Raw genomic sequence first — 20853 nt, 5'->3', positions numbered from 1 at the left:
GTTTAAACCTTCCGTTGCCCACAAGCTTTTTATGGAACGTCCGAGTCGGCAGCGCCAGCGAGAGCAGCAAGCGGAACAGACGTCGGACGAGACCCTACAGTGTCCAGAATGTAGTTCTACTGATGTTATTACGGACGCTGACCAGGGTGAACTCGTCTGCGACGACTGTGGCCTCGTCATCGACGAGCGCTCTATCGACCGAGGGCCGGAGTGGCGGGCGTTCAACCACTCCGAGCGCCAGTCGAAATCCCGTGTCGGTGCGCCCATCACCGAGACGATGCACGACCGTGGTCTGACGACGACCATCGACTGGAAGGACAAAGACGCCTACGGACGCTCGCTCTCCTCGGAGAAGCGTTCACAGATGCACCGCCTCCGCAAGTGGCAGGAGCGCATCCGCACCAAAGACGCCGGCGAGCGCAATCTCCAGTTCGCGCTCTCCGAAATCGACCGGATGGCGTCCGCACTCGGCGTCCCTCGGTCGGTTCGTGAGGTCGCCTCCGTCATCTACCGCCGCGCGCTCAACGAGGACCTTATCCGTGGCCGCTCCATCGAGGGCGTCGCCACGAGCGCACTCTACGCCGCCTGCCGTCAGGAAGGTATCCCGCGAAGCCTCGACGAAGTCGCCGAAGTCTCCCGCGTACCGCAGAAAGAAATCGGCCGGACGTACCGCTACATCTCCCAAGAACTCGGCCTCGAACTGAAACCCGTCGACCCAAAACAGTTCGTTCCTCGCTTCGCCTCCGCACTCGAACTCTCCGAGGAAGTGCAGGCGAAAGCGACCGAAATCATCGACGTCTCCGCCGAGCAGGGCCTGCTCTCGGGTAAGTCGCCGACCGGATTCGCAGCCGCCGCCATCTACGCGGCGTCACTGCTCTGCAACGAGAAGAAGACCCAGCGCGAAGTCGCCGACGTCGCGCAGGTCACCGAAGTCACCATCCGCAACCGCTACCAAGAGCAGATCGAAGCGATGGGCTTCCGCTAAGCTGTCCACGGACCTGAAACTACTTATCTCGCGTTCTCGACGGCGGTAACGTGAACCGCCGTGCACTTTTTTTTACACTCGGTAGCGATGCCGCTGTCGGTTCCTTGGAGACGCTCGAAGGCGAGAAAGGAGCGACGGCCTACTGCTTGACGAACACGAACACTTCGCGGTTCCAGAGGCCGAGTTCGTAGCGCGTCGACTCGTACCCCTCCAGTCGCCGAGCCACCTGACTTCGCGTCTCGCGGTCGGTGACGACGACGGCCGGTTCGCCGGTGACCATCACCAACTCGTTCGGATTCTCGACGCTGGTCTGTCGTGCGTCGAGCCGCTCGAAGTACCACGGCAGCGGGAGCCGGTTCCCCCACGCGTCCGAGACGGGTGGTTGTCGGTCGCTGTCGGCGTTCAGCGTGTAGAACGCATCGCCCACGTAGACGACGTCGGGTCCGTTCGTTCGCTCCATCGCCGCCGAAGCGTTCTCCAACATCGGTTCGAGCGGTTGCGACGGCTGGGCGTACTGCGCTAAGTCGTCGTCGGGCCCCGGTTGGCCGTAGACGTTCGTGGCGACGACGCCGCCGACCTGTGCCACGAGAACGAGCGAGACGAGGGCGACGGCACCGACGCGCACCGCTCGGTCACGTTCGAGTCCGGTTCGGCCAACCCGAGCGAGCGTGGCGATTCCGAGCGCCGCCGGCAGCGTCAGCGCGGTGACGGTGTGGACGGCCAGCCACGGCGCGAACTGCTCGGCGAGCATCGGGACCAACAGCAGCGAGAGGGCTGCCCAGAACCCGAAGAAATGCAACAGCGGCCGTCGGCCGCCGGTGAGATAGCGGTCGTAGAAGAACGCTCCGACGGCGAGTGCGAGCACCGGCAGCGAGACGGTGACGAGCAGTTCGGCGTAGTCGACGAGGTAGGGAAGCAGTTCGTGGCCGTTCGTCTCCCGGTAGTCGACGCGGACCGACCAGAACTTCCGGAACGACCCGAGAAACGCAGACTCGACGGTCGCCGGAAGCGTCGAGAGGTTCCAGAGACCGACCGACTCGTCGTCGCCCGCACGCGGGGCGTAGAAGACGAACAGGACGCCGAGCAGGACGAACAGCGAACGCGCCAGCGGTGTCGCCCACGAGACAACGTCGTCCCAGATACGTTCGGCCGTCGCAACCGGGTTCGCGTCGCCGCGAACCCGGAGATGGTCGAACGCCAAAAACGCCGCGAGCGCCCAGCAGAGGAGCGTGACGGCGGCGAATCCCGACGTAGTGAGCGCCAACCCGACCGCTGCGACGCCCGCGTACAGATACCGCCGACTGCCGGTGTCGACGACGCGGAGGAAACAGCCGATTGCGAGGAGCGAGAACGCCGTCAGCAGCACCTCGCCGCGCGCAAACCGCGAGTAGTAGAGCAACACCGGTTCGAGAGCGAGGACGAGTGCGAAGGCGAGCGTCTCGTCGTCGCGGAGGCGAGTGCGATAGAGAAGCACCACGAGCGGCAGCAGACCGCCGGCGAGGGCGACGACGAGGCGACCGGTGAAGTCGTTCGCGCCGAGCAGTGCGAACACGTGTCGGTTGACGAGCGGGAGGAACGTTCCCCCGGCGACGGGGCGGTACTCGAACGCGCCGCTGTCGAGATACCGGAGCGTCCAGTAGCCGACGCGGGCCTCGTCCCAGTGAAACGCTCTCGCGCCGAGGCCGGCGAGGCGAGCGACGAGACCCACGACGGCGAACGCGACGACAGCGAGCGTCGTGCGGTCGAACCGGGAGCGGGCGGCGTCGCCGCGAGATGTCATGTCCCTCCCTGTCGCAGCATCGAGTACAAGCCTTTCGGGTTCGCTCGCCCGACGGCGATGAGGACCTGCGGCGCGATGGCGATGAGTTTGTGCGGCGATGAGTTTGTGCGGCGACGAGTGTGTGTAGCGACAGACGTGTGGCGCGACGGGTCGTCGCGGTTCGCAACGGTCAACAGGCGCAGGCGACGTATCGGTTCGCATGTCGATACTCGACTCGTTGCCGAATCGTCCGCTCTCGGACGCCGAACTGGCGTCGCTGAACCGCGCAGAGGCCGTCGAACTGGCTATCGCCGTCGACGAAGATGGACCGACCGAGGCGCTGCTGTTGGCGACGGAGTCGTGGGTGAAGGCGTTGGTGTTCGACCGAAGCGAGCAAGACAGCGAGGAGAACGGAGATACCGAGGAGAGCAGAGGTGACGGTGGCTGGCGAACCGTCGAGACAGTGACGCTGGAGGAAACTGAGCGCTACGAGGCGCTCAAACAGTGCGAAGAGACCGTTCGCTCGCTTCGGGCGTAGTACGAGGTTCTCCCCATCGAGTTCGCTTCGAGCGTATCACTGCGCTCTGACTGACTCTCACGAGAGGTCGGGCGAGAGTTCTAATGATTCGTCCGCGTACGTTCTCGTATGTACGACCGAATCCTCCTGCCCACCGACGGAAGCGACGCGGCGGAGGCGGCCGTCGCCGACGCACTCGAACTCGCTGAGACGTACGACGCGGAGCTACACGTTCTCTACGTCGTCGACACCCGAACGTTGGCGACCATCGATTTGGGCGCGGACACGGTGCTCTCGGCGCTCGAAGAGGAAGGCGACGCCGCCGTCGAGCGGATTCGAACCCGCGCCGTCGACGCCGGTGTCGACGTAGTCACCGCCGTCGAGGCGGGGTCGCCGGCGGACATCATCGTCGACTACGGCGAAGACCACGCTATCGACCTCGTCGTCATGGCGACACACGGCCGCCGCGGACTCGACCGGTATCTGCTCGGAAGCGTCACCGAACGAGTCGTCCGCAGTTCGGAGCCACCGGTTCTCACGGTGAGATACGCCGAATCCGCCGAATAATCTCGGCATACGTCGAGTAAGCCGTCGATACTCGCGTCGGAGGGCGGCAACGCAGCCGCTCGACAGTGTGAGAATGGAACCGGGTCCGGCATGGACCGGTCCCGAAATCAGAGGCATGGTCGCCGCGCATGCGACGGGCGTGAACACCGTCGCGGTCGGTGGAACGTCCGGACACGAGAGCGTCCGGGAACGGCGGCAACCGATGCAAAACACGCGCGTCTCCGTCATAACTGTTTCCCAGACGACTGCCGAAAGTGGGTCGACTCACCCCGAAACGACTCTCGAGGAGAGGTCAGCCGGGTCCGGCTACGACGAACCCGTCCGCTCGGGTGTATCAACGAAGTGAACGGACACGGGGTGCCTACGGGGTGACAATCTCGGCGTAACCGGTACCGGGAGAGGTGTGCGAATCTCGTAGTTCCGTCGGAACCGCGGGAAATACAGGCTTGCCCGGTATTTGGCTGCACGTTACTTTGGGGGTGTGGTCCCTTGGATAGATTGCATCCTGACATGGACGCCGCCGCACCGGCGCACTGTCCCCCTGGTGCGACGCCGGCGGCGTCCGAGAGCTTGCATGGTTCGCGTCCGGATGCGACATCCCGGTTCAGTGCACTCCCCCTGAACCGTACTTCTCATCACCCCGAGTGACGACTCGCGCGTCGGTCGATTCTCTCCAAAGTGAACGACAATCGTGAGAGACTATTCATCGGGAGTGAAATATAGAAGGTTTTATCAATATCCTATCTGATAGCCAGATGCTGCTACAGAAGCCCCGGACAGCGATCGTGCGCGACGGGTTTCTGATGGCACACCTGACACACCACCTTCTCCGAACCCACTCGACGAGCGAGTAGCGACACCAGAGATTCGTCTGTTCCAGCCTACGTAGTGATACCCGGTAATAACAAGCAAACCTCCTATACGTCGAACGGACGAACCTCTTATCGGTTGTCGGACGTGTAGACGGGTGTGCCACAGGCCCGTCGGCACACGAGGCCCCGACAATCACACGGCCGTTTTCCGAACTGCTCCTCATCTTCCGAGCGTCCGCTGTCTCCACACGCGACGGTAAAATCCGTCTTCGACGTATTCCGTCGTCTCCCAAGCGACAGTATCTACCATAAAGAGTTTTCTCCGGTGTTTTCGTACCGGCGAGTATGCCCGAGTACACCGTCGAGTTCGTCGGCACCGGTGAGACCATCGAAATGTCCGACAAGCAGACGATTCTCAAAGCCTGTATCGACGAAGGAATCGCCCAAGAGTACTCCTGCCGCGTCGGGATGTGTCTGGCGTGTTCGGCCGAAATCGTCGACGGCGAGGTCACCCAACCCGCCGCGCGCGGACTCACCGAGGAGGAAGCCGAAAAGTACGCGCTCACCTGCATGGCCCGCCCGCAGAGCGACCTGAAACTCGACCGAGGCAAGTACCCACCGAGCATCGAGACGGACGCAGAGGCGACCAGCGACGCCGCCGCGGCCGACGACGACTGAACGTCTGTCTGTTCTTCTTCGCTTCTTCGCTCGCCGAGCGACGCCGGCGTCAGTCCGCCGTCGCCGCGCAGTTGTTCGGCCCGAGTTCCAACTCGAACGCCTCCTCGTCGCCGACGGAGTCGCGGCCGAGGTTCGTCGAGATAATCTCCTCGTAGTTGTTCGGCCGCGGCGGCATCGCCGAGAGCGCGTAGTCGACGAACGCCTCTTCGTCCATCGACAGCGCCTCCAGTCGTGCTTTCAGTTCGCCGAGCGTCGCGGTGTAGGTGCCGTCGTCGGCCGGCGTCGACGCGTCGCTGTAGTGACCCGGCGCGACGACCGTCTCGTCGGGCAGCGAAAGCACTTGGTCGTGGAGCGTCCGGTGGAGTTGGCGCGCCATTCCCTCGGCTCCGTCGTCGCCGCGTTCGAGGTCCGGCCGAGCGACGCTGTCGGTGAACAGCAGGTCGCCGCCGAGGAGGACGTTTCCGACCCGGTAGGCGGTCATCTCCGTCGTGTGCCCCGGCACGTGCATCGCTTCGAGTATCACGTCGCCAACACGGAGTTCGTCGCCGTCGTCGACTTCTTCGGCGTCGAAGGCGAGTCCGCGGTCGGTCGCTCCTTCGGGGACCACGAGTTCCGCGTCACTTCGCTCGGCCACGTCGCGCACGCCGCTGACGTGGTCGGCGTGGACGTGTGTATCGAGTGCGTATCGGAGTTCGGCACCGTACTCGCGGGCGTCTTCGACGTACCGCTCGGCGAACGTCCGGAGCGGGTCGACGACGGCGGCTTCGTCATCCGAGACCACGAGATACGCCAGACAACCGCTCGCGGGACGCTGGTACTGAATCACCGTCGCTCCCGCGGTATCGGCGTCAAACTCCTCGGCGTGGTACACGCGCGCCCACCCACGCATCCCGTCTTCGAGATTCACCGCGTCGACGCCGTGGTCACGGAGCGCATCGGCGACGGTCTCACTCGACTCGCCGCGTCCGCAGATGACGACCACCTGCTCGCCGTCGTCGAAGTCGGTGACGACATCGGCGACGTCGCCTTTTGCCTGCGCTTGAACGAACTGCATGTACGGGAGATGTGTGGTCTCGACGTTGTCACCACCGAGCGGCCACTGTTCTGACTCCGCGCGGTTGCGCACGTCCAGTACGTGGATACGCTCACCCGCACGGAGTCGGGTCGCTAACACTGCCGGCGACAGTGTGGCTTCGTCGGAACTCATGGCTCCGGTTAGGGGTCCGACGCCGAAAAATCCGCGCCGAGTCCGACGGTCACACGGCCGACGTTGCGCGTCGGCAGGGAAGTGAGGCGTGTCGACTGGGAGCAACGTTGAACTGGCGCGCGGCCGTCACGACGTACATGGACGCCACCGAGTTCCGCGAAACCGTCGAAGCGTCGAAGCGAACCGAACTCGACCGGTTGGGGTCGAGTCAACTGCTCGTCGCGCTGACCGACGCGGAGCTAGATGCAAAGTCGGTGCTCGGCGTCGCCGCCGGGAGCGAAGCCGCCGCCTACGGGACGTTCTCGTCGTGGGCCGACGACGAGGACCACGAGACGGCCCGTGAGGTGTTCGAGACGGTGGCCGACCAGGAGGCCGAGCACTACGAACGCGTCGTCGCCGCGATGGAAAGCGGTCCCGACGAGAACGTCGAGGCGGCGAACGCCGCCGACCCCGGTCCGATGCACGGCTACCTCCGCGGACGCGACGACACTGTCTCGCGCGTTGCCGGCGGGATGGTCGCTCGCTCGCTCGTCTCGCTGCGGACGCACACCCAGATTATCGGCTTCTTCGTCAACCAAGCCGACGAGAAACGCGCCAACCTCTTCCGGGAGTTGAAAAGCGAGACGCAGGAGACGCTCGGACGTGGGCTGGAACTTTTAGATGAACTCTGCGATTCCGAGGAGGAGTGGGAACGCGCGCAGTCGACGGCGGAGTACGTGATTCAGTTGGCGTACGACGACTACGCCGACGCACTCGGCGAACTCGGTCTGAACCCGAAGTCGGTCTGTTAGCCAACCATCACCGACATAAAGAGGACCTCACCCGCTCGCCGGTACGACCCGATGTACCGCACCGCCATCGACACCGGCACCGAGAACGTACAACTCGCCAGTCGGGTCCCGGGCGAACGAGAAGATTCGTCTGAGTCGCCCGCTTCCGCCGCCAGCGACGTCGACGACGCGTGTCGGCCACCTGCCGCCGTCCTGTGGCTCGGTTGCGACGAACAACTGTCCGTCGGCGTCCAAATCCCCGAAGACGTACGCGCCCTGTAGTCCCGGTATCGCCGACCCGCGGTAGACGTAGCCGCCGATGACGGAGTTGCCGGTGAGCGGCCCGCCCGAATGTGAGTACTCGATAATCGGGTCGACGAGCGGTTCACCCCCGCGGACCGACGGCGGCGTCCGGTCCGGACAGGAGTTCGCCGCGAAGCAGTGCGTTCCCTCGTTGACGTTCCAGCCGTAGTTGCCGCCGCTCTCGACGAGACTCACCTCCTCGTACTCGCTCTCGCCGACGTCGGCGACGAACAGTCGCCCGCGGTCGAACGACAGTCGCCACGGGTTGCGAAAACCCCACGCGTACTGTTCGTCGAACCCGGGCCGGCCGACCAGCGGGTTGTCGTCGGGAATCGCGTACGGTTTTCCGCCCTCGCGGCCGTTCACGTCGATGCGGAGGATGCTCCCGAGCAGGTTTCGGCGCACGTCTTGGGCGTTGCCGCCGGGAACGGCTCCGTACCAGTCGTCGACGTGTCCCGGCCCCAAGTCGCCGCCGTTGCCGCCGTCGCCGACGGTGACGTAGAGGTAGCCGTCCGGGCCGAACGCTAAGTCACCGGCGTTGTGGTTCGGTTGCGGTTCGGGGATGTCGAGGACGGTTCGCTCGGAGTTTCGATTCGCGGTTCTACCGTCGGCGTTCACGGTGAACTCCGAGAGAACGAACGTGTGACTGAACTCCTGCGGCGCGTTCGCGCCCAGCGGCGCGCTGTAGCGGACGAACAGCCGTCGGTTCTCCGCGAAGTTCGGATGGACCGCGATGCCGAGCAGGCCTTTCTCGCCGCCGTACTCGACGGTGTCACGCAGGTCAAGCAGCGGTTCGTCGCGCAGTCCACCCGGTTCGTACACCGATACGACGCCCTGTTGGTCGGCGACGTACGCTTGTCTGGAGCCAGGTACGAACGCGAGGTCCAAGGGAATCTCGAACCCCCCCGTTAGCGTCTGAATGCCGACGGTATTCGGTCCCGCAGTCTGCGTCGCTTCCGCCGTTTTCGTCACCTGCGCGGCTTCCGTTGCGCCGCCAGCGGAACCGACCTGTGTCGACCCGACAACACCCAGTACCGCTGCAGCGCCCGCCCGTCGAAGAAGCTCGCGCCGACTCGTTTTCTGAGGCATGATGACACCCAGCATCCGGAGGGTGATGTATCTATGTCTGTTTTCTTATATATTTGCGAGATGGTCAGACGAGACAGTACTCCGTCGAACGAGGAGCGTCAGTGAGAACGGAGTCTCTCGAAGCGGTTCGAGTTCCGGTCAGACCGCGCTGCCGGGGTGGTACTCCTCGAACTCGTCGCGGAGCACGTTGCAGATTTCGCCCACCGTCGCGTACGCTTTCACCGCGTCGACGATGAGCGGCATCAGGTTGGCGTCGCCGTGTGCCGCGTCTCGAATCGCCTCAAGCGCGTCCTCGACGGCCTCGGTGTCGCGGTCGTCTCGCAACTGCTGGAGCGATTCGACCTGCCGACGCTCGTCTTCCTCCGACACGTCCTCGATGTCGACGTGCGCCTCCTCGTCGACTTTGAACTCGTTGACGCCGACGATGACGCGTTCGCCCGTCTCGATTTCGCGCTGGCGCTCGTAGGCGACTTCCTGAATCTGTCGCTGGACCCACTGCTCCTTTACGGCGTCCAGCATTCCGCCACGCTCGTCCACTTCGTCGATGATGTCGAAGGCGTCGGATTCGACCTCGTCGGTGAGCGCTTCGACGTAGTAACTGCCGGCGAGCGGGTCGATGGTGTCGGCCGCGCCCGACTCGTGGGCGAGAATCTGCTGGGTTCGGAGCGCCGTGCGGACGCTCTCTTCGGTCGGTAGTGACAGCGCCTCGTCCTTGCCGTTGGTGTGGAGACTCTGCGTCCCGCCGAGAACGGCCGCGAGCGCCTGATACGAGACGCGGACGATGTTGTTTTCGACCTGCTGGGCGGTCAACGTGGAGCCACCGGTCTGGGTGTGGAACTTCAGTTGTTTCGACTTGGGGTTCTCCGCGCCGAAGCGCTCCTCCATGATTTTCGCCCACATGCGGCGGGCCGCGCGGAACTTGGCGACTTCCTCTAAGACGTTGTTGTGCGCGTTGAAAAAGAAGGAGAGTTGCGGGGCGAACTCGTCGACGTCGAGGCCGGCGTCGATAGCGGCTTGGACGTACTCGATACCGTTACCGAGCGTGAACGCCACCTCTTGGGCGGCCGTCGACCCGGCCTCGCGGATGTGGTACCCCGAGATGGAGATGGTGTTGAACTTGGGCGTCTCGGAGGCGCAGAACTCGAAGATGTCGGTGATGAGCCGCATCGACTGCTCCGGCGGGTAGATGTAGAGGTTGCGCGCGACGTACTCCTTCATGATGTCGTTCTGGATAGTCCCTCGGAGTTGGTCGCGGTCGACACCCTGTTGGTCGCCGACGGCGACGTACATCGCCAGAAGCACCGAGGCTGGCGCGTTGATTGTCATGCTGGTCGAAACTTCGTCGAGCGGGATGCCCTCGAACAGCGTCTCCATGTCGCGCAGCGAGTCGATAGCGACGCCGGATTTGCCGACTTCGCCGGCGGCCATGTCGGCGTCGGAGTCGTAGCCCATCTGCGTCGGCAGGTCGAACGCGACGGAGAGACCGGTCTGCCCGTTGTCGATGAGATACTGATACCGGTCGTTGGTCTCTTCTGCGGTGCCGAACCCGGCGTACTGCCGCATCGTCCACAGTCGCCCGCGGTGCATCGTCGGGTAGACGCCTCTGGTGTACGGTTCCTCGCCGGGGAAGCCGACGTCGTCGACGTAGTCCGTGTCCGAAATATCGTCGGGCGTGTAGAGGCGGTCGACCTCGTTGCCCTCGGTGTCGGTCGTAAACGTCTCCTCGCGCTCCCCGAACCGCTCCAGCGTCGGCCCGAGCGTCTCCTCCTCCCACTCCGCCTTCGCGGCGCGAATCTCCTCCAAATCGTCGGGGTCGAACATAGTCGAAGATGAAGATAGGCGATGCCTTAAGCGTTCGAGAGACGCGTTCGCGTGTATCCGCGGTGTCACGAACGCCGCGGAACCCCGCTTAGCACGTCGATAATAAAGGTTTGACCCCGATTTTGTCCAGCCGAAATGGATTCGGAGCACACCCGGAGACGGGTTCTCGAACTCGCCGGCGTCGGCACCGGCCTCGCACTCGCCGGTTGTGTCGGCGGCGGCACCGACGCACCGGCGTCGACCGGCGACACCGCGTCGCCGACGTCCGAACCGACAGAGACGCCCGAAGAAACGGACACAGCGACCGAAACCGAAACCGAAACTCCCGACCCCACGATGAGCACCGTCTTTCACTTCACTGGCGACGTATCGCAACAAGAACACGCGCTCGGCAACGTCAGCAACCTCCTCGCCGACGACACCATCGACCTCGACGACGTGGTCCTTCTCGTCAACGGCTCCGGCTTCAGACTCGTCCTCGCTGAACAGACCGAGCACGCCGAGAAACTGACCGAACTGCTCGACGAGGGCGTCTCGATTCGCGCCTGCGAGAACACGATGGAGCGCTTCAGCGCGACCGAAGACGACCTCGTCGACGGTGTCGGGACGGTTCCCTCCGGCGTCGGCGAACTGACGAAACTGCAAGCCGGCGACGGTTACGCGTACATCAAGACGCCGTAGAACTGTCCGGCAACGCACGTTCTGGCACCCGACAGCAGCTACTCTCCCCGTACTCTTTTCAAACCACGTTCGCCACAGCGTGTATGGTTCTCCCACGTCCGACGCAGTATCTCGTCTGGAAGCTCTCCGCCGGCCTCGCGTTCGGCGTCTTTCTCGCCGTCGCAAGCGTCGGTATCGAGTATCCGAGGCTGTTTCTACCCGCTGCAGTCGGCGGTATGCTCGCTGCAGTCGTCGTCTTCGGCGGCATTCGAGCCGTGACCTGATGAGAAACTGAAAAACGTGGGTCGGTAAATCGGTGGTTCAGTCGCCGTCTTCGGCGACGTCGACCTGAAACGGCGCGTTCGTCGGGGCGTTGCCCGGATTGACGTAGCCCATCCCGAAGGCGGTGTACACCCCGCGGTCGGCGAGTTCGACTTCTGTCGTCGTCACCGCCTCACCGTTCGGTGTTCGGATTTCGAGTTGGTGGCTCCCCGCCGGGAGCGTCGTCGACGCCGTCTCGCCGTAACCGACGCCGCCGAACAGCGCTTCGTCGTCGGAGACGACGCGCAGCGTCTGAGCATCCGGCGCAGTGTTGACGAACTGCAGGCGGGCGCTCCCCTGTTCCGGCAGCGAGAGGTCCTCTTCGAAAAGACGGAATTCGAGCGGTCTATCCGTGTTGTTTCCGGCCTCGCCGAGGATGATACCGGTGTAGCTGGCGACCTCGAAATCGATGGTCTCCTCGAAGAAGACGCGGTCGGGGTTGCCGGTCGCCACGAGGCTGAGGGCGGTCTGTTCGGCACCGAGATACAGATACTGACTTATCTGGCGGAACGTCTCGTCTTTCAGCGCCGGGTCGCCGAAGACGACGATATCGATGTTCGGCGCGTTCGGCACCGCGTGGACGACGCGGAGGTTCGCGCCGCCATCGGTGGAGGAGGGGCCGTCCGTCGGCACGTCGGTGCCGGCCGGCGTTTCGGTACCGGGTGCGGCCGTCGGTTCCGCCGTCGACGGCGGCATCTCGTCTTGAGCTAACAGGCCGCTACAACCGGCGACTGCGGAGAGGAGGGCGACGCCGCTGGCGTGCAGGAACCGTCGGCGACGTGAATCGGGCATCGTCTCCAGAGTAGACCCCCGAATATCTCAACGTTTCCCTCAGTATCACATCATGAAACGAGAAAGTAACTCTCAGTAGAGAGTCACCGCCGACTGCCCGGTTGCGGGTCGACGTGCGGTTTCGGCAGCAGCGACTCGAACGGTTGGGCGTCCAACCACTCCAAGAGGTGGACGAGTTGGTCCGTCGCCGCCTCGAAAATCTCTCTTCCTTTCTCGGGCGTCGCGTCGGTTTGGTCGCCGAGAACGCCGTTTTCGGTGTTGTCGGCCGCGTCGTAGAACGTCCGCGCGCCGAACTTCCGCGGGTCGGCGTCGGCGAGACTGACGACGCCGCCGTCGCGCGCGGAGTCGAGTTGGTCTTCTCGCACCAACTCGCGGGCGATATGCATAATCATCGCCGTCTCCTTCGGCCCGCCGTGAGGGCCGTTGTGCTCGAAGATGTCGTTTACGAGGTCCGGAATCGACTCGTCCCACATCCACTCGATGGCGTACGCCTCGCCGTCGTCGCGGAGACGCCGACCCACCTCGCGGAGGTGGACGGTGTTGCCGCCGTGGGCGTTGACGTAGACGACGCGGTCGATGCCGTGATACGTCAGGTTGCGCGTGAGGCTCTCGATATAGCTCCGAAAGGCGGGCGGGTCGACCCACATCGTTCCGTGAAACTGCCGATGGTGGGGGCTGACACCGATGTGTATCGTTGGTGTGCAGAGGTGGCCCGTCCGCTCGGTTGCGGCCCGTGCTAACGACTCGGCGATGAGGTGGTCGGTCGAAAGCGGGAGATGTGGTCCGTGCTGTTCGGTCGAACCCAGCGGAACGACCGCGAGCGACTGTTCGGCGACGTACTCTCCGAGTTCCGGCCACGTCCGGTCGGCGACGTACATGGCCGAGAGAAGAGCGGCGGGTGCAAGAAGTTAGGTGTCCGAGCGGAACCCGGCGCGTCGGTCGGTTCGCTCCGGCTGGTTCGTACGCTCGGCTCTTTCGGTCCCTTCGGCCTTCTCGATTCGCTCGGCGACGACGACCAACGCTACCGCGTGAACGGGTGCGACGAGCGTCGCACTGAGCAGCGGTCCGACGAGAGAGACGCTGCCCAGCGCGAACGTTCCGAGACCGACCACGAGAACGAGGCCGAACACCGTCCAGCGGTAACCGCGCGTGAGACGGGCACTCCGACCGAACGCCGCCGAGATGTCGTCGCCGGCGACGACGAGGACGGGAACGAGGAACACGCGGACGAACACCGCGAGCGTCCCGACGAACAGCAACAACCCTACCGGACCGCCGATGGTCCCGACGAGGCCGAGCAGTCGAAATGCGACGTGGAGGAGCGCGAGCAGTCCGAGATACGGGAACAGTCGAGCGCTCTTCGTGCGGTTACCCAGCGCGCGCGACAGCGTCAGCCACCCGGCGACGCCGACGGCGAGAAACGCCGTCAGTTCGAGGCCGACAGTAGTGAGAAGCGGTGCCACCGTGAGGTCGACCAGTGCCCCGAACGGCGTCGTCGTCGTTCGGCTGCCAGTCGGATAGATGAGATACGTGATGTCGATGCCGCCCCCGCCCATCCGGTCGACGACGCTGACGGGAACCGAGTCACGCAGGCGGAGATAGTCGACTATCGTGACGACGACGCCGGCGAAGAAGAACGGGACGACCAGTCCGGGGTCGCGCCGGATACGAGACACCGCGGTCCACAGCGTCGACCACACCGACAGTTCTCGTTCTTCTTCGCCGAACTCCGACCCCAGCAGCGCCGTTCGGTCGCTCATCTCGCTCCCCCCGGACCGAGTGCCTGGACCGTCTCGAACGACGTACAGAACAGCATCCCGCCGCTGACGATGGGCGTCGACAGCGGACTGTCGACCTCGAAGCGCCAGAACAGTTCACCTGTTTCGGCGTCGAACGCCGCGATAGTGTCGAACTCGGTGGCGTACACGACGTCGTCGCCGACGACGGGCGCTTTCTCCCGCCAGTCGCCGGGGGCGGACCACTGCTGCTCCCCGGTTTCGACGTCGACAGCATAGAGACGACTGTTCGGTGTGTCGGGGTCGTCGTCGTAGACTCTCCCGACGACGTACACCGTCTTTCCACTCGAATCGTCACCGGCCGAAACGTCGGCCACCGCCACCGCGCCCTCGGTCTGGTTGCCGCCGTGGTCGAAGCGCCACCGTTCGTCGCCGTTTTCGGGGTCGAGCGCGGTGACGCCCTCCCGTCCCGGAACGAGAATCGCCTCCTCCGTGGCAGTGACCGGGAGCACGAGTTGGTCTGTCACCTCCGTCTCCCACAGCATCTCGCCGGTTTCGGCGTCGAACGCGGCCGCGCCGTTCGCGTAGTACGACACGTAGACGATTCCGTCGAGGTACGCCGGCCGGCCGGGTTCGCCGCCGTAGTTCTCGCGGCCGAGTTCACGCTCCCAGTAGGTTCGGCCGCTGCTGGCGTCGACGGCGTAGAGAATGTCGGTTCTCGAATCCGCCCAGTACAGCGTCGAACCGACGGCGACGGGCGGCGATATCGTCGGCGGTCCGAGGATGAATGAGTCGGGACTCTCTCCGTTCTGTCGCCACCGCCGCATACCGAACCGGCGGCCGAGAACTGAGTGGCCGCCGTCGGCGTTCAATCCGATTAGACCCTCTGCTCCAGCGAGTGCGAGTGTGTCACTCGTGTAGGCGTCGACGGGCACGATAGCGGGGTTGGACTGTGAACTACCGTCGTAGGTGAACAGCGTCTCCCCGTCGAACGCGTCGAGCGCAGCCACCGAGTTGCTGACGAGGTACAGTCGGTCGTCGGCGAAAATCGGCGGCGAGAACGTACTCGAGAGGTCCTCAGGGTCGTGTTTCCACACCGACTCCACCGTCTCGCCGGGACCGCGAGCGTGGGGGACGTACCCGGTTCCGGCGGCGTCGTACCGCGGCATCGGCCAGTCAGTGAGCGAACTGTTTCCTCTGGCGGCCGCGCCGTCGTCCACACCACCGGCGCTTCTCACGCCGACAGCGGCGATTCCGGCCGCACCGAGCGCGCTGAGGTAGCCTCGACGGGAGGGCGTGTCGGGGACCATAGCGGAAGCGAACGAGTCGACGCTCAAAACTGTTGCTGTCGAGACAGCACCGTCCGCGCTCGGCGCGCAGTCCCCGCGTTCTCGCCGACGTTCGCCACGCTTTTGGCCGCCCGCCACGACGCTCCGGGTATGTTTGGTGGCGGCGGTATGAACCCACGGAAGATGAAGCAGATGATGAAGCAGATGGGCATCGACGTCTCCGAAATCGATGCCGACGAGGTCATCATCAGAACCGGAGACGAGGAACTCGTCTTCAGCAACGCACAGGTCACGCAGATGGACGCACAGGGCCAGCAGACCTACCAAATCGTCGGCGAACCCGAATCCCGCGCACTCGGCGCAGGTAGCGACGCAGAGAGTGCGACGGACGCCGACTCGTCGGCGAGCGACGCCGGCGGCGACGAGGAGATTCCCGACTCGGACGTCGAAATCGTCGCCATGCGCGCCGGCGTGAGCGAAGACGAGGCCCGAGAGGCGCTCGAAGCCGAGAACGGCGACCTCGCCGCGGCGATTTCGCGCTTCGAGTGATACTCCTCGTCCACGGCGGCCGGGAGTATCTCCGCGCCCCCGGCGACGAACTGCAGACGGACCTCGGCGTGCTCGACGTTCCCGAAGACGTCTCGCCGGGCGACGTACTGGAGACACATCTCGGCGAGGAGTTCGTCGTTCGCGCGCCGCGCGGCCCCGACCTGTTCAACCACTTCGAGCGCACCGGCGCACCGATGATGCCCCGCGACGTGGGCCTCATCGTCGGCCACACCGGCGCGGCCGCCGGCGACCGAGTGTTGGACGCCGGCACGGGCACGGGCGTGCTCTCGGCGTACCTCGCGCGTCTCGGCGCGGAAGTCACGACGTTCGAGCGCGACCCCGAGTTTGCCGACGTCGCCCGCGAGAACATGGACCTCGCGGGCGTCTCCGATAACGTGGATGTACGGACGGGCGACCTGACCGAAGAACTCGACGACCTGTCGGGGTTCGACCTCCTGACGCTCGACACCGGCGACGCGCCCGAAGTCGTCGCTCGTGCGCCGGACCTACTCGTCTCCGGCGGCTTTCTGGCCGTCTACTCGCCGTTCGTCGAGAACTCCCACGAAACCGTCCGGACCGCGAGAGAAGTCGGTCTCTCGGACGTCGAGACGCTCGAAACCATCCAGCGCGAGATGGACTTCGGCGACCGAGGGTCGCGTCCGTCGACGGCGGGCGTCGGCCACACCGGCTACCTCACGTTCGCTCGCAACGAGTAGCGGCGAACCGCCGAACCGACGCGGCCGCACCGGCTCGGTGCGACTAATTTTCTGTTCTCTTTTCGCCCACAGAACCACTAAGTCCACAGCGCACTTACAAGAGTTGCAACATGAGCACGGACGAGATGTCAGATATCGACGAGACGCGCACGTGGCCCGAACTCGCTCTCGGTCTCTACGAGCGGTTGACCGGACGCGGTGCCGAGATTACGTACGAGTTCGAGGAGATGGAAGTCGACGTACCGAGTAAGACGGGAGAGGACGCCGACCACGCCCACTGGCGACTCGACGGGACGCTCCGCATCAGCACCCGCGAACCGGACGAGTGACCGACACGCGTCGCCCACTGGACGTCACGGCCGAACTGACGCTGACAGTCGAGGGTGAAGACGTTCGTGTCGCCGGGTTCGGCGAGTTGGTGGTCGTCGACGCTCCTACACTTAGCGGCGCGCTCGCGCTGCTCCGCGGCACGAAACAGCTCCCAACAGAACAGTTCGGCGAGAACGTCCGCGCCGCGGACGTGACCGTCGACATCCGAGTCGACGGTGTGAGCGTCGCCCGCTTGGGGCCGGGTCTCCGACCGGGATACCTCTCTCGGGCGTTGGGTGTCGCACCCGCGCGCCTCTCGCTCGGTGGCGCGGCGTTGGCGCTGCTCCGTGGCTAACTCCGTTCGCGGCGACCCGCGGTTAGTCGCTCAGCGGGTCGCCCGAATCAACGCGAACAACTCCGTTCTGAATCGCTTCGGGTCGAACGCCTCCGAGAGCGACGCTGCCGTCTTCGTCTCCTCGCGGTTCTGAGTCGTTGCTTCGTCGTCAGTTGCCGACTCGTTGACGCCGGTCGGATACGCGCCACCGGCGAGGAGAAACTCGCCGGGTTCGCCTGCCGGCCAGACGGCCAGCCACCCCTGCACGGAGACGACGACGCCGTCGACCCGCGAGCGAGCGTCGTACCGCGCGAGTCGTGCTTCCGTCCCTCGAACGTCGAAGCGTCGCTCGTCGACTCTGTCGACGGCGAGAAAACCACGCTCGCGGAGTTCGGTCTCGAATCCTGCCATCGACCGGTCGGCGACGAGACGCCACAGCGCCCGCGAGGCCGGCGGACGAGGCGTGAGTTGGAGGCGACTCGCCACGAAGAAGCGCCGGATTCGGGGGGCCGCCGTCCGGTCGGCGTCGTCGGCGGCATCAGCGACGTGGCTGTCGTCGGCAGTGTCGGCGGCAGCGTCAGCAGCACGGAGGACGTTACGTTCGTAGACGGCGGTGTGTGCGGTTACCCGGAGGATGCCGGCGTCGAAGGGGCGTTCGACGCTCGATTCGACCTGTTGCCACCCGCGGAGTCGGCTCTCGGAGACCGACGGGGGTGGCACCCGCATCGCTCAGTGGTCGTCTTCGCGCCACTTGTGTTCGCACTCGGTACAGACGAAAAACCGTGTCTCGGACTCGTCGGCCGAGCGAATCTGCTGCATGTACCAGTAGGCGGTGTCGTTGTCGCAGTTCGGACACTGTGTCGTCGTCGTCGGCAGTCCGCTCGTGCCGCCTTCGGACTCGATTACCTCGGACTCCTCTTGGGCCTGCGTCGTCACCATCGCTTTCTCTTTGGCTTCGTCGCGCAGTTTCTCGTGGTCGCACTTGGTGCAGACCCACTTGTCGCCTTGCGTCTGCATCATCGAACCGCATTCGTCGCAGAACTCCATAGACGTGATATCAGCGTACTCGGCTACTTAAACGTCGGGATTCGACCTCGAAACCGCCCGACGGCGGTTCGTGTTCTCGCTCGACTTCCAGTGGTCGGCGGACGCTCAGGCGTCGCCGTCGGACTGGCCCGGTTCGCCGAGCGCCTCCACAGGGAGGACGTTGTACAACTCCTCGGAGAGTTCCTCGGAACTACGGTACGTCTCGCTGTGGGTCTCGGAGACGAGTTCGCCGAGGTTCGCCTGTCCGTCGGCGAACGTCAGCGTCGTGTCGGCGTACGCGTCGGCGGCCTCGTCACGGGCAACCGGATAGGTCAGTCGTTCGAGCGCAGAGTCGACTCGGCTCAGTTTCACCGTCTCACTCATACGTAGTATCTCGGTTCGGGAACACATAGCTTCAGTGTCAGTCCCCGTGACCATCTCCCTGAGCCAAAGCCAACACGGCGCTACAGTTCACGCTCTCCGTCTCGACTGTTTGGACTGTTCGCTTCGTACACCGTCAGCCGGTAGTCTCGTCTTTGTAACTCGTAACCGGGTCGTACTCGCTCTCGACGGAGTAGCCACCACAGGTCGGACAGACGTGGTACTCGACCGGATACGCTTGCCCACACCCCCGGCATTCGAACGGTCCCACACCGCTCTCACCGCCCCCATCGGTGAATCGCTCGAAGATGGCCGTGAACGGATTCATGACTCTCCCGAAGGAACTGTATAACATTGTTATGAACGTACTAAAAGGCAGAAATTCGGGTCTTAGAGAATGACTAATCTAGAAGACAGTCATTCGAAATCGGGGTCGCGTTTGTCGAGAAACGCCGCCATTCCCTCGCGCTGGTCGTGGGTGCCGAACAGGCCGCTCCACGCGCGGCGTTCGTAGACGAGACCCGCGGCCTGCGGTTCCTCGTGGACGGCGTTGATGGTCTCTTTGGCAGTTTGGAGCGCGAACTTCGGTTTGGCAGCCAGTTCCGCGGCGTGACTGGAGACGACGTCGTCGAGTTCGCTGTGGGCGACGACTTCACCGACGAGTCCGTGTTCGTGAGCGTCGGTGGCGTCGACTCGGTCACCGAAGTAAATCATCCGGCGAGCGATTTCGTCGCCGACGAGACGCGGCAGGCGTTGACTCCCGCCCCATCCGGGCGTGATGCCGAGGTCGATTTCGGTCTGTCCGATGACGGCGCGTTCGGAGGCGACACGGAGGTCACACGCCAGTGCGAGTTCGCAACCGCCGCCGAACGCGTAGCCGTTGATAGCGGCGATGACCGGTGCAGGAAACGTTTCGAGGCGTTCGGCGACGCGGTGGCCGAGTTCGGCGTACGCCTGCGCCTCGGGCACCGAGAGTTCCTGCATGTAGGAGATGTCCGCCCCGGCGACGAACGCTTTCTCGCCCGCGCCGGTGAGGACGACGACGCGCGCGTCCGCCGACTCCGCCTCGTCGAGGGCGTCTTCGAGCGCTTCGAGCGTCTCGACGTTGAGCGCGTTCAGTCGGTCCGGTCGGTTGACGGTGATGGTTGCGACGTCGTCGCCGTCGATGTCGAGGAGTACGGTGTCCGACATACCTGACGGTCATCCCGACTCGGGTTAATCGTTCGCCCCGCGGCCGATACGGCAGCGAGCGACGCCGTCGAAACCACGCAGAGCGCTACTCGGCGTCGACCCGGTACTCGTAGTCGAGCGACTCGCGCAACTGCACGAACGTTTCGGTCACGGGGTCGAGCGTCGTCTCGGGAACCGAAAGCCGCGTCGGCGGGTCGCCGCGGAACAGGCGGGTGAACCGCCGCTTGCCGCGTTCGAGAAGCGAGGTGCCGTTCGCCTCACGCCACTGGAGTGCGAGTTCGTCACGTTCGGGAACCGTCCGGACGTAGACGAGGTCCGAGAGGCCGAACCAACGCCACGTCTCGTGGCCGTCGTGGTCGCTGCTGTCGGCGTCGACGGCGATTCGAAGTATCTCCGCGTTCAGTTCGTAGCCAGTCTCCGCTGCGGTCCACGTCACGAGCGGGTCGACTGGCAACACGGCGACGCCGCGAAGTTCCGAAACGGCGTCGGTCGCGGCGTCGACGAATCCCGTCGTCGCGTCGTCTAGCTCGCGGATAAACGTCTCGTGCGGGATGGAGCGATACAGCGGGTCGCCATCACCGAAGACGGCGAACTCGTCGATGCCGTGGAGACGTGCGACCCACGCGTCGGTGTCGGCCGCGAACCGGCGCTCGAAATCGAGTAGTCGCTCGACGGTTTCTCTGTCGGTCGGAAGCGAACCGTCCCACTCCTCGCCGCCGTCGAGTCGTCTCTTTCTCTCCTCGTCGACACGCGAGAGCGACGTGAGCGCGTCGGCCGCAACGGGGTCGTTTTCGGCCAGAAAAGTCGGCGACCCGCGTACCCGGAACTCGTCGCCGAAGTCGAGAGCGACTGCTGCGACGGCGTTGTCGACGACCAGCGTCGAATCGCCGTCGGTCTCGGCGAGGCCGCGGTCGACGACGTGGTGGGAGGGTTCGAAGCGGAGACTCACGTCGGCAACAACACGAGAAGAGGAGATGAACGGTTCGGAACCGCGGTACGTCATCACAACCCACGACCTCGGCGACACTCCAGAACACCGAT

The 20853-nt window shown here is 64.6% G+C and carries 25 protein-coding genes; 11 read left to right on the top strand and 14 right to left on the bottom strand.

What is annotated here, in order from left to right; genetic code table 11:
- Window positions 1-31: 31 nt before the first annotated feature.
- Complete coding sequence (locus AUR64_RS09045; protein WP_058581587.1) at window positions 32-985, top strand: transcription initiation factor IIB; 954 nt, start codon at window positions 32-34, stop codon at window positions 983-985.
- 139 nt (window positions 986-1124) lie between these two features.
- Here AUR64_RS09045 and AUR64_RS09040 read toward each other — a convergent pair whose 3' ends face one another.
- Window positions 1125-2765, bottom strand: coding sequence for a flippase activity-associated protein Agl23 (locus tag AUR64_RS09040; protein WP_058581586.1), 1641 nt, complete (start codon window positions 2763-2765; stop codon window positions 1125-1127).
- Window positions 2766-2964: 199 nt separating this feature from the next.
- On the opposite strand from AUR64_RS09040, the gene AUR64_RS09035 reads away from it, so the two are divergent.
- From AUR64_RS09035 to AUR64_RS09020, 3 genes are all read left to right on the top strand, one after another.
- On the top strand, window positions 2965-3282 hold the full coding sequence (locus tag AUR64_RS09035; RefSeq protein ID WP_058581585.1) for a hypothetical protein: 318 nt from the start codon (window positions 2965-2967) through the stop codon (window positions 3280-3282).
- Between the two features lie 108 nt (window positions 3283-3390).
- Window positions 3391-3828, top strand: a complete 438-nt coding sequence (locus AUR64_RS09030; protein WP_058581584.1) for a universal stress protein — start codon at window positions 3391-3393, stop codon at window positions 3826-3828.
- Window positions 3829-4985: 1157 nt separating this feature from the next.
- Window positions 4986-5318 carry a 2Fe-2S iron-sulfur cluster-binding protein gene (locus AUR64_RS09020; protein WP_058581582.1) on the top strand — a complete coding sequence of 111 codons (333 nt, stop codon included), beginning with the start codon at window positions 4986-4988 and terminating at the stop codon, window positions 5316-5318.
- A gap of 49 nt (window positions 5319-5367) precedes the next feature.
- Here the strand turns inward: AUR64_RS09020 and AUR64_RS09015 are convergent, their stop codons facing one another.
- Entirely contained in the window at window positions 5368-6504 is a 1137-nt protein-coding gene (locus AUR64_RS09015; protein WP_058581872.1) for an MBL fold metallo-hydrolase, read from the bottom strand.
- 158 nt (window positions 6505-6662) lie between these two features.
- Here AUR64_RS09015 and AUR64_RS09010 point away from each other — a divergent pair, with 158 nt between their 5' ends.
- Complete coding sequence (locus AUR64_RS09010; RefSeq protein WP_058581581.1) at window positions 6663-7316, top strand: rubrerythrin family protein; 654 nt, start codon at window positions 6663-6665, stop codon at window positions 7314-7316.
- A gap of 27 nt (window positions 7317-7343) precedes the next feature.
- On the opposite strand, the gene AUR64_RS09005 is transcribed toward AUR64_RS09010, so the two are convergent.
- Window positions 7344-8687, bottom strand: coding sequence for a PQQ-dependent sugar dehydrogenase (locus AUR64_RS09005; protein ID WP_058581871.1), 1344 nt, complete (start codon window positions 8685-8687; stop codon window positions 7344-7346).
- Window positions 8688-8825: 138 nt separating this feature from the next.
- Window positions 8826-10508, bottom strand: coding sequence for an acyl-CoA mutase large subunit family protein (locus AUR64_RS09000; RefSeq protein ID WP_058581580.1), 1683 nt, complete (start codon window positions 10506-10508; stop codon window positions 8826-8828).
- 135 nt (window positions 10509-10643) lie between these two features.
- On the opposite strand from AUR64_RS09000, the gene AUR64_RS20015 reads away from it, so the two are divergent.
- Together AUR64_RS20015 and AUR64_RS08990 are read left to right on the top strand one after the other, a co-directional pair.
- Window positions 10644-11189 (top strand): DsrE family protein, encoded by a 546-nt coding sequence (locus AUR64_RS20015; protein ID WP_058581579.1) that lies wholly within the window; start codon window positions 10644-10646, stop codon window positions 11187-11189.
- An 83-nt stretch (window positions 11190-11272) separates the two neighbouring features.
- Window positions 11273-11452, top strand: a complete 180-nt coding sequence (locus AUR64_RS08990) for a hypothetical protein (protein ID WP_058581578.1) — start codon at window positions 11273-11275, stop codon at window positions 11450-11452.
- A gap of 37 nt (window positions 11453-11489) precedes the next feature.
- Here AUR64_RS08990 and AUR64_RS08985 read toward each other — a convergent pair whose 3' ends face one another.
- From AUR64_RS08985 to AUR64_RS08970, 4 genes are all read right to left on the bottom strand, one after another.
- The gene (locus tag AUR64_RS08985) at window positions 11490-12281 is read right to left on the bottom strand and encodes a DUF4397 domain-containing protein (RefSeq protein WP_082230667.1); all 792 of its coding nucleotides are present in this window, start codon (window positions 12279-12281) and stop codon (window positions 11490-11492) included.
- Between the two features lie 83 nt (window positions 12282-12364).
- On the bottom strand, window positions 12365-13159 hold the full coding sequence (locus tag AUR64_RS08980) for a creatininase family protein (RefSeq protein ID WP_058581576.1): 795 nt from the start codon (window positions 13157-13159) through the stop codon (window positions 12365-12367).
- Window positions 13160-13189: 30 nt separating this feature from the next.
- The gene (locus AUR64_RS08975) at window positions 13190-14041 is read right to left on the bottom strand and encodes a hypothetical protein (protein WP_058581575.1); all 852 of its coding nucleotides are present in this window, start codon (window positions 14039-14041) and stop codon (window positions 13190-13192) included.
- Complete coding sequence (locus AUR64_RS08970; protein WP_058581574.1) at window positions 14038-15327, bottom strand: outer membrane protein assembly factor BamB family protein; 1290 nt, start codon at window positions 15325-15327, stop codon at window positions 14038-14040. The genes AUR64_RS08975 and AUR64_RS08970 overlap by 4 nt, the downstream gene beginning before the upstream one ends.
- 129 nt (window positions 15328-15456) lie before the next feature.
- Here AUR64_RS08970 and AUR64_RS08965 point away from each other — a divergent pair, with 129 nt between their 5' ends.
- The 4 genes from AUR64_RS08965 (at window position 15457) to AUR64_RS08950 (ending at window position 17235) form a co-directional block, all read left to right on the top strand.
- Window positions 15457-15855, top strand: a complete 399-nt coding sequence (locus tag AUR64_RS08965) for a nascent polypeptide-associated complex protein (RefSeq protein WP_058581573.1) — start codon at window positions 15457-15459, stop codon at window positions 15853-15855.
- Entirely contained in the window at window positions 15852-16571 is a 720-nt protein-coding gene (locus tag AUR64_RS08960; RefSeq protein WP_058581572.1) for a tRNA (adenine-N1)-methyltransferase, read from the top strand. Before AUR64_RS08965 ends, AUR64_RS08960 begins: the two co-directional genes overlap by 4 nt.
- A gap of 110 nt (window positions 16572-16681) precedes the next feature.
- Window positions 16682-16900 carry a hypothetical protein gene (locus AUR64_RS08955; RefSeq protein WP_058581571.1) on the top strand — a complete coding sequence of 73 codons (219 nt, stop codon included), beginning with the start codon at window positions 16682-16684 and terminating at the stop codon, window positions 16898-16900.
- A complete protein-coding gene (locus AUR64_RS08950; RefSeq protein WP_071391242.1) occupies window positions 16897-17235 on the top strand; it encodes a hypothetical protein in 339 nt (112 codons plus the stop codon). The genes AUR64_RS08955 and AUR64_RS08950 overlap by 4 nt, the downstream gene beginning before the upstream one ends.
- A 30-nt stretch (window positions 17236-17265) precedes the next feature.
- On the opposite strand, the gene AUR64_RS08945 is transcribed toward AUR64_RS08950, so the two are convergent.
- The 6 genes from AUR64_RS08945 to AUR64_RS08920 all read right to left on the bottom strand — a co-directional run bounded on the left by AUR64_RS08945 (window position 17266) and on the right by AUR64_RS08920 (window position 20761).
- A complete protein-coding gene (locus AUR64_RS08945) occupies window positions 17266-17940 on the bottom strand; it encodes a hypothetical protein (RefSeq protein ID WP_071391241.1) in 675 nt (224 codons plus the stop codon).
- Between the two features lie 3 nt (window positions 17941-17943).
- Complete coding sequence (locus AUR64_RS08940; protein WP_058581569.1) at window positions 17944-18261, bottom strand: transcription factor S; 318 nt, start codon at window positions 18259-18261, stop codon at window positions 17944-17946.
- A gap of 105 nt (window positions 18262-18366) precedes the next feature.
- Complete coding sequence (locus tag AUR64_RS08935) at window positions 18367-18624, bottom strand: DUF5789 family protein (protein ID WP_058581568.1); 258 nt, start codon at window positions 18622-18624, stop codon at window positions 18367-18369.
- A 133-nt stretch (window positions 18625-18757) separates the two neighbouring features.
- Window positions 18758-18949, bottom strand: coding sequence for a hypothetical protein (locus AUR64_RS08930; protein WP_058581567.1), 192 nt, complete (start codon window positions 18947-18949; stop codon window positions 18758-18760).
- Window positions 18950-19038: 89 nt separating this feature from the next.
- Complete coding sequence (locus AUR64_RS08925) at window positions 19039-19812, bottom strand: enoyl-CoA hydratase/isomerase family protein (protein WP_058581566.1); 774 nt, start codon at window positions 19810-19812, stop codon at window positions 19039-19041.
- An 85-nt stretch (window positions 19813-19897) separates the two neighbouring features.
- Window positions 19898-20761, bottom strand: a complete 864-nt coding sequence (locus AUR64_RS08920) for a hypothetical protein (protein WP_155120554.1) — start codon at window positions 20759-20761, stop codon at window positions 19898-19900.
- Window positions 20762-20853: the final 92 nt, after the last annotated feature.

The organism is Haloprofundus marisrubri (assembly GCF_001469955.1).
Taxonomy (GTDB): domain Archaea; phylum Halobacteriota; class Halobacteria; order Halobacteriales; family Haloferacaceae; genus Haloprofundus; species Haloprofundus marisrubri.
This window is presented reverse-complemented; position numbering and strand designations above follow the sequence as displayed.

Excerpts from the sequence above, each read along its gene's own strand:
- AUR64_RS09045 (WP_058581587.1), top strand. The coding sequence starts at position 32 with ATGGAACGTCCGAGTCGGCAGCGCCAGCGAGAGCAGCAAGCGGAACAG.
- AUR64_RS09040 (WP_058581586.1), bottom strand. The coding sequence starts at position 2,765 with ATGACATCTCGCGGCGACGCCGCCCGCTCCCGGTTCGACCGCACGACG.
- AUR64_RS09035 (WP_058581585.1), top strand. The coding sequence starts at position 2,965 with ATGTCGATACTCGACTCGTTGCCGAATCGTCCGCTCTCGGACGCCGAA.
- AUR64_RS09030 (WP_058581584.1), top strand. The coding sequence starts at position 3,391 with ATGTACGACCGAATCCTCCTGCCCACCGACGGAAGCGACGCGGCGGAG.
- AUR64_RS09020 (WP_058581582.1), top strand. The coding sequence starts at position 4,986 with ATGCCCGAGTACACCGTCGAGTTCGTCGGCACCGGTGAGACCATCGAA.
- AUR64_RS09010 (WP_058581581.1), top strand. The coding sequence starts at position 6,663 with ATGGACGCCACCGAGTTCCGCGAAACCGTCGAAGCGTCGAAGCGAACC.
- AUR64_RS09005 (WP_058581871.1), bottom strand. The coding sequence starts at position 8,687 with ATGCCTCAGAAAACGAGTCGGCGCGAGCTTCTTCGACGGGCGGGCGCT.
- AUR64_RS09000 (WP_058581580.1), bottom strand. The coding sequence starts at position 10,508 with ATGTTCGACCCCGACGATTTGGAGGAGATTCGCGCCGCGAAGGCGGAG.
- AUR64_RS20015 (WP_058581579.1), top strand. The coding sequence starts at position 10,644 with ATGGATTCGGAGCACACCCGGAGACGGGTTCTCGAACTCGCCGGCGTC.
- AUR64_RS08990 (WP_058581578.1), top strand. The coding sequence starts at position 11,273 with ATGGTTCTCCCACGTCCGACGCAGTATCTCGTCTGGAAGCTCTCCGCC.
- AUR64_RS08985 (WP_082230667.1), bottom strand. The coding sequence starts at position 12,281 with ATGCCCGATTCACGTCGCCGACGGTTCCTGCACGCCAGCGGCGTCGCC.
- AUR64_RS08980 (WP_058581576.1), bottom strand. The coding sequence starts at position 13,159 with ATGTACGTCGCCGACCGGACGTGGCCGGAACTCGGAGAGTACGTCGCC.
- AUR64_RS08975 (WP_058581575.1), bottom strand. The coding sequence starts at position 14,041 with ATGAGCGACCGAACGGCGCTGCTGGGGTCGGAGTTCGGCGAAGAAGAA.
- AUR64_RS08970 (WP_058581574.1), bottom strand. The coding sequence starts at position 15,327 with ATGGTCCCCGACACGCCCTCCCGTCGAGGCTACCTCAGCGCGCTCGGT.
- AUR64_RS08965 (WP_058581573.1), top strand. The coding sequence starts at position 15,457 with ATGTTTGGTGGCGGCGGTATGAACCCACGGAAGATGAAGCAGATGATG.
- AUR64_RS08955 (WP_058581571.1), top strand. The coding sequence starts at position 16,682 with ATGAGCACGGACGAGATGTCAGATATCGACGAGACGCGCACGTGGCCC.
- AUR64_RS08945 (WP_071391241.1), bottom strand. The coding sequence starts at position 17,940 with ATGCGGGTGCCACCCCCGTCGGTCTCCGAGAGCCGACTCCGCGGGTGG.
- AUR64_RS08940 (WP_058581569.1), bottom strand. The coding sequence starts at position 18,261 with ATGGAGTTCTGCGACGAATGCGGTTCGATGATGCAGACGCAAGGCGAC.
- AUR64_RS08935 (WP_058581568.1), bottom strand. The coding sequence starts at position 18,624 with ATGAGTGAGACGGTGAAACTGAGCCGAGTCGACTCTGCGCTCGAACGA.
- AUR64_RS08930 (WP_058581567.1), bottom strand. The coding sequence starts at position 18,949 with ATGAATCCGTTCACGGCCATCTTCGAGCGATTCACCGATGGGGGCGGT.
- AUR64_RS08925 (WP_058581566.1), bottom strand. The coding sequence starts at position 19,812 with ATGTCGGACACCGTACTCCTCGACATCGACGGCGACGACGTCGCAACC.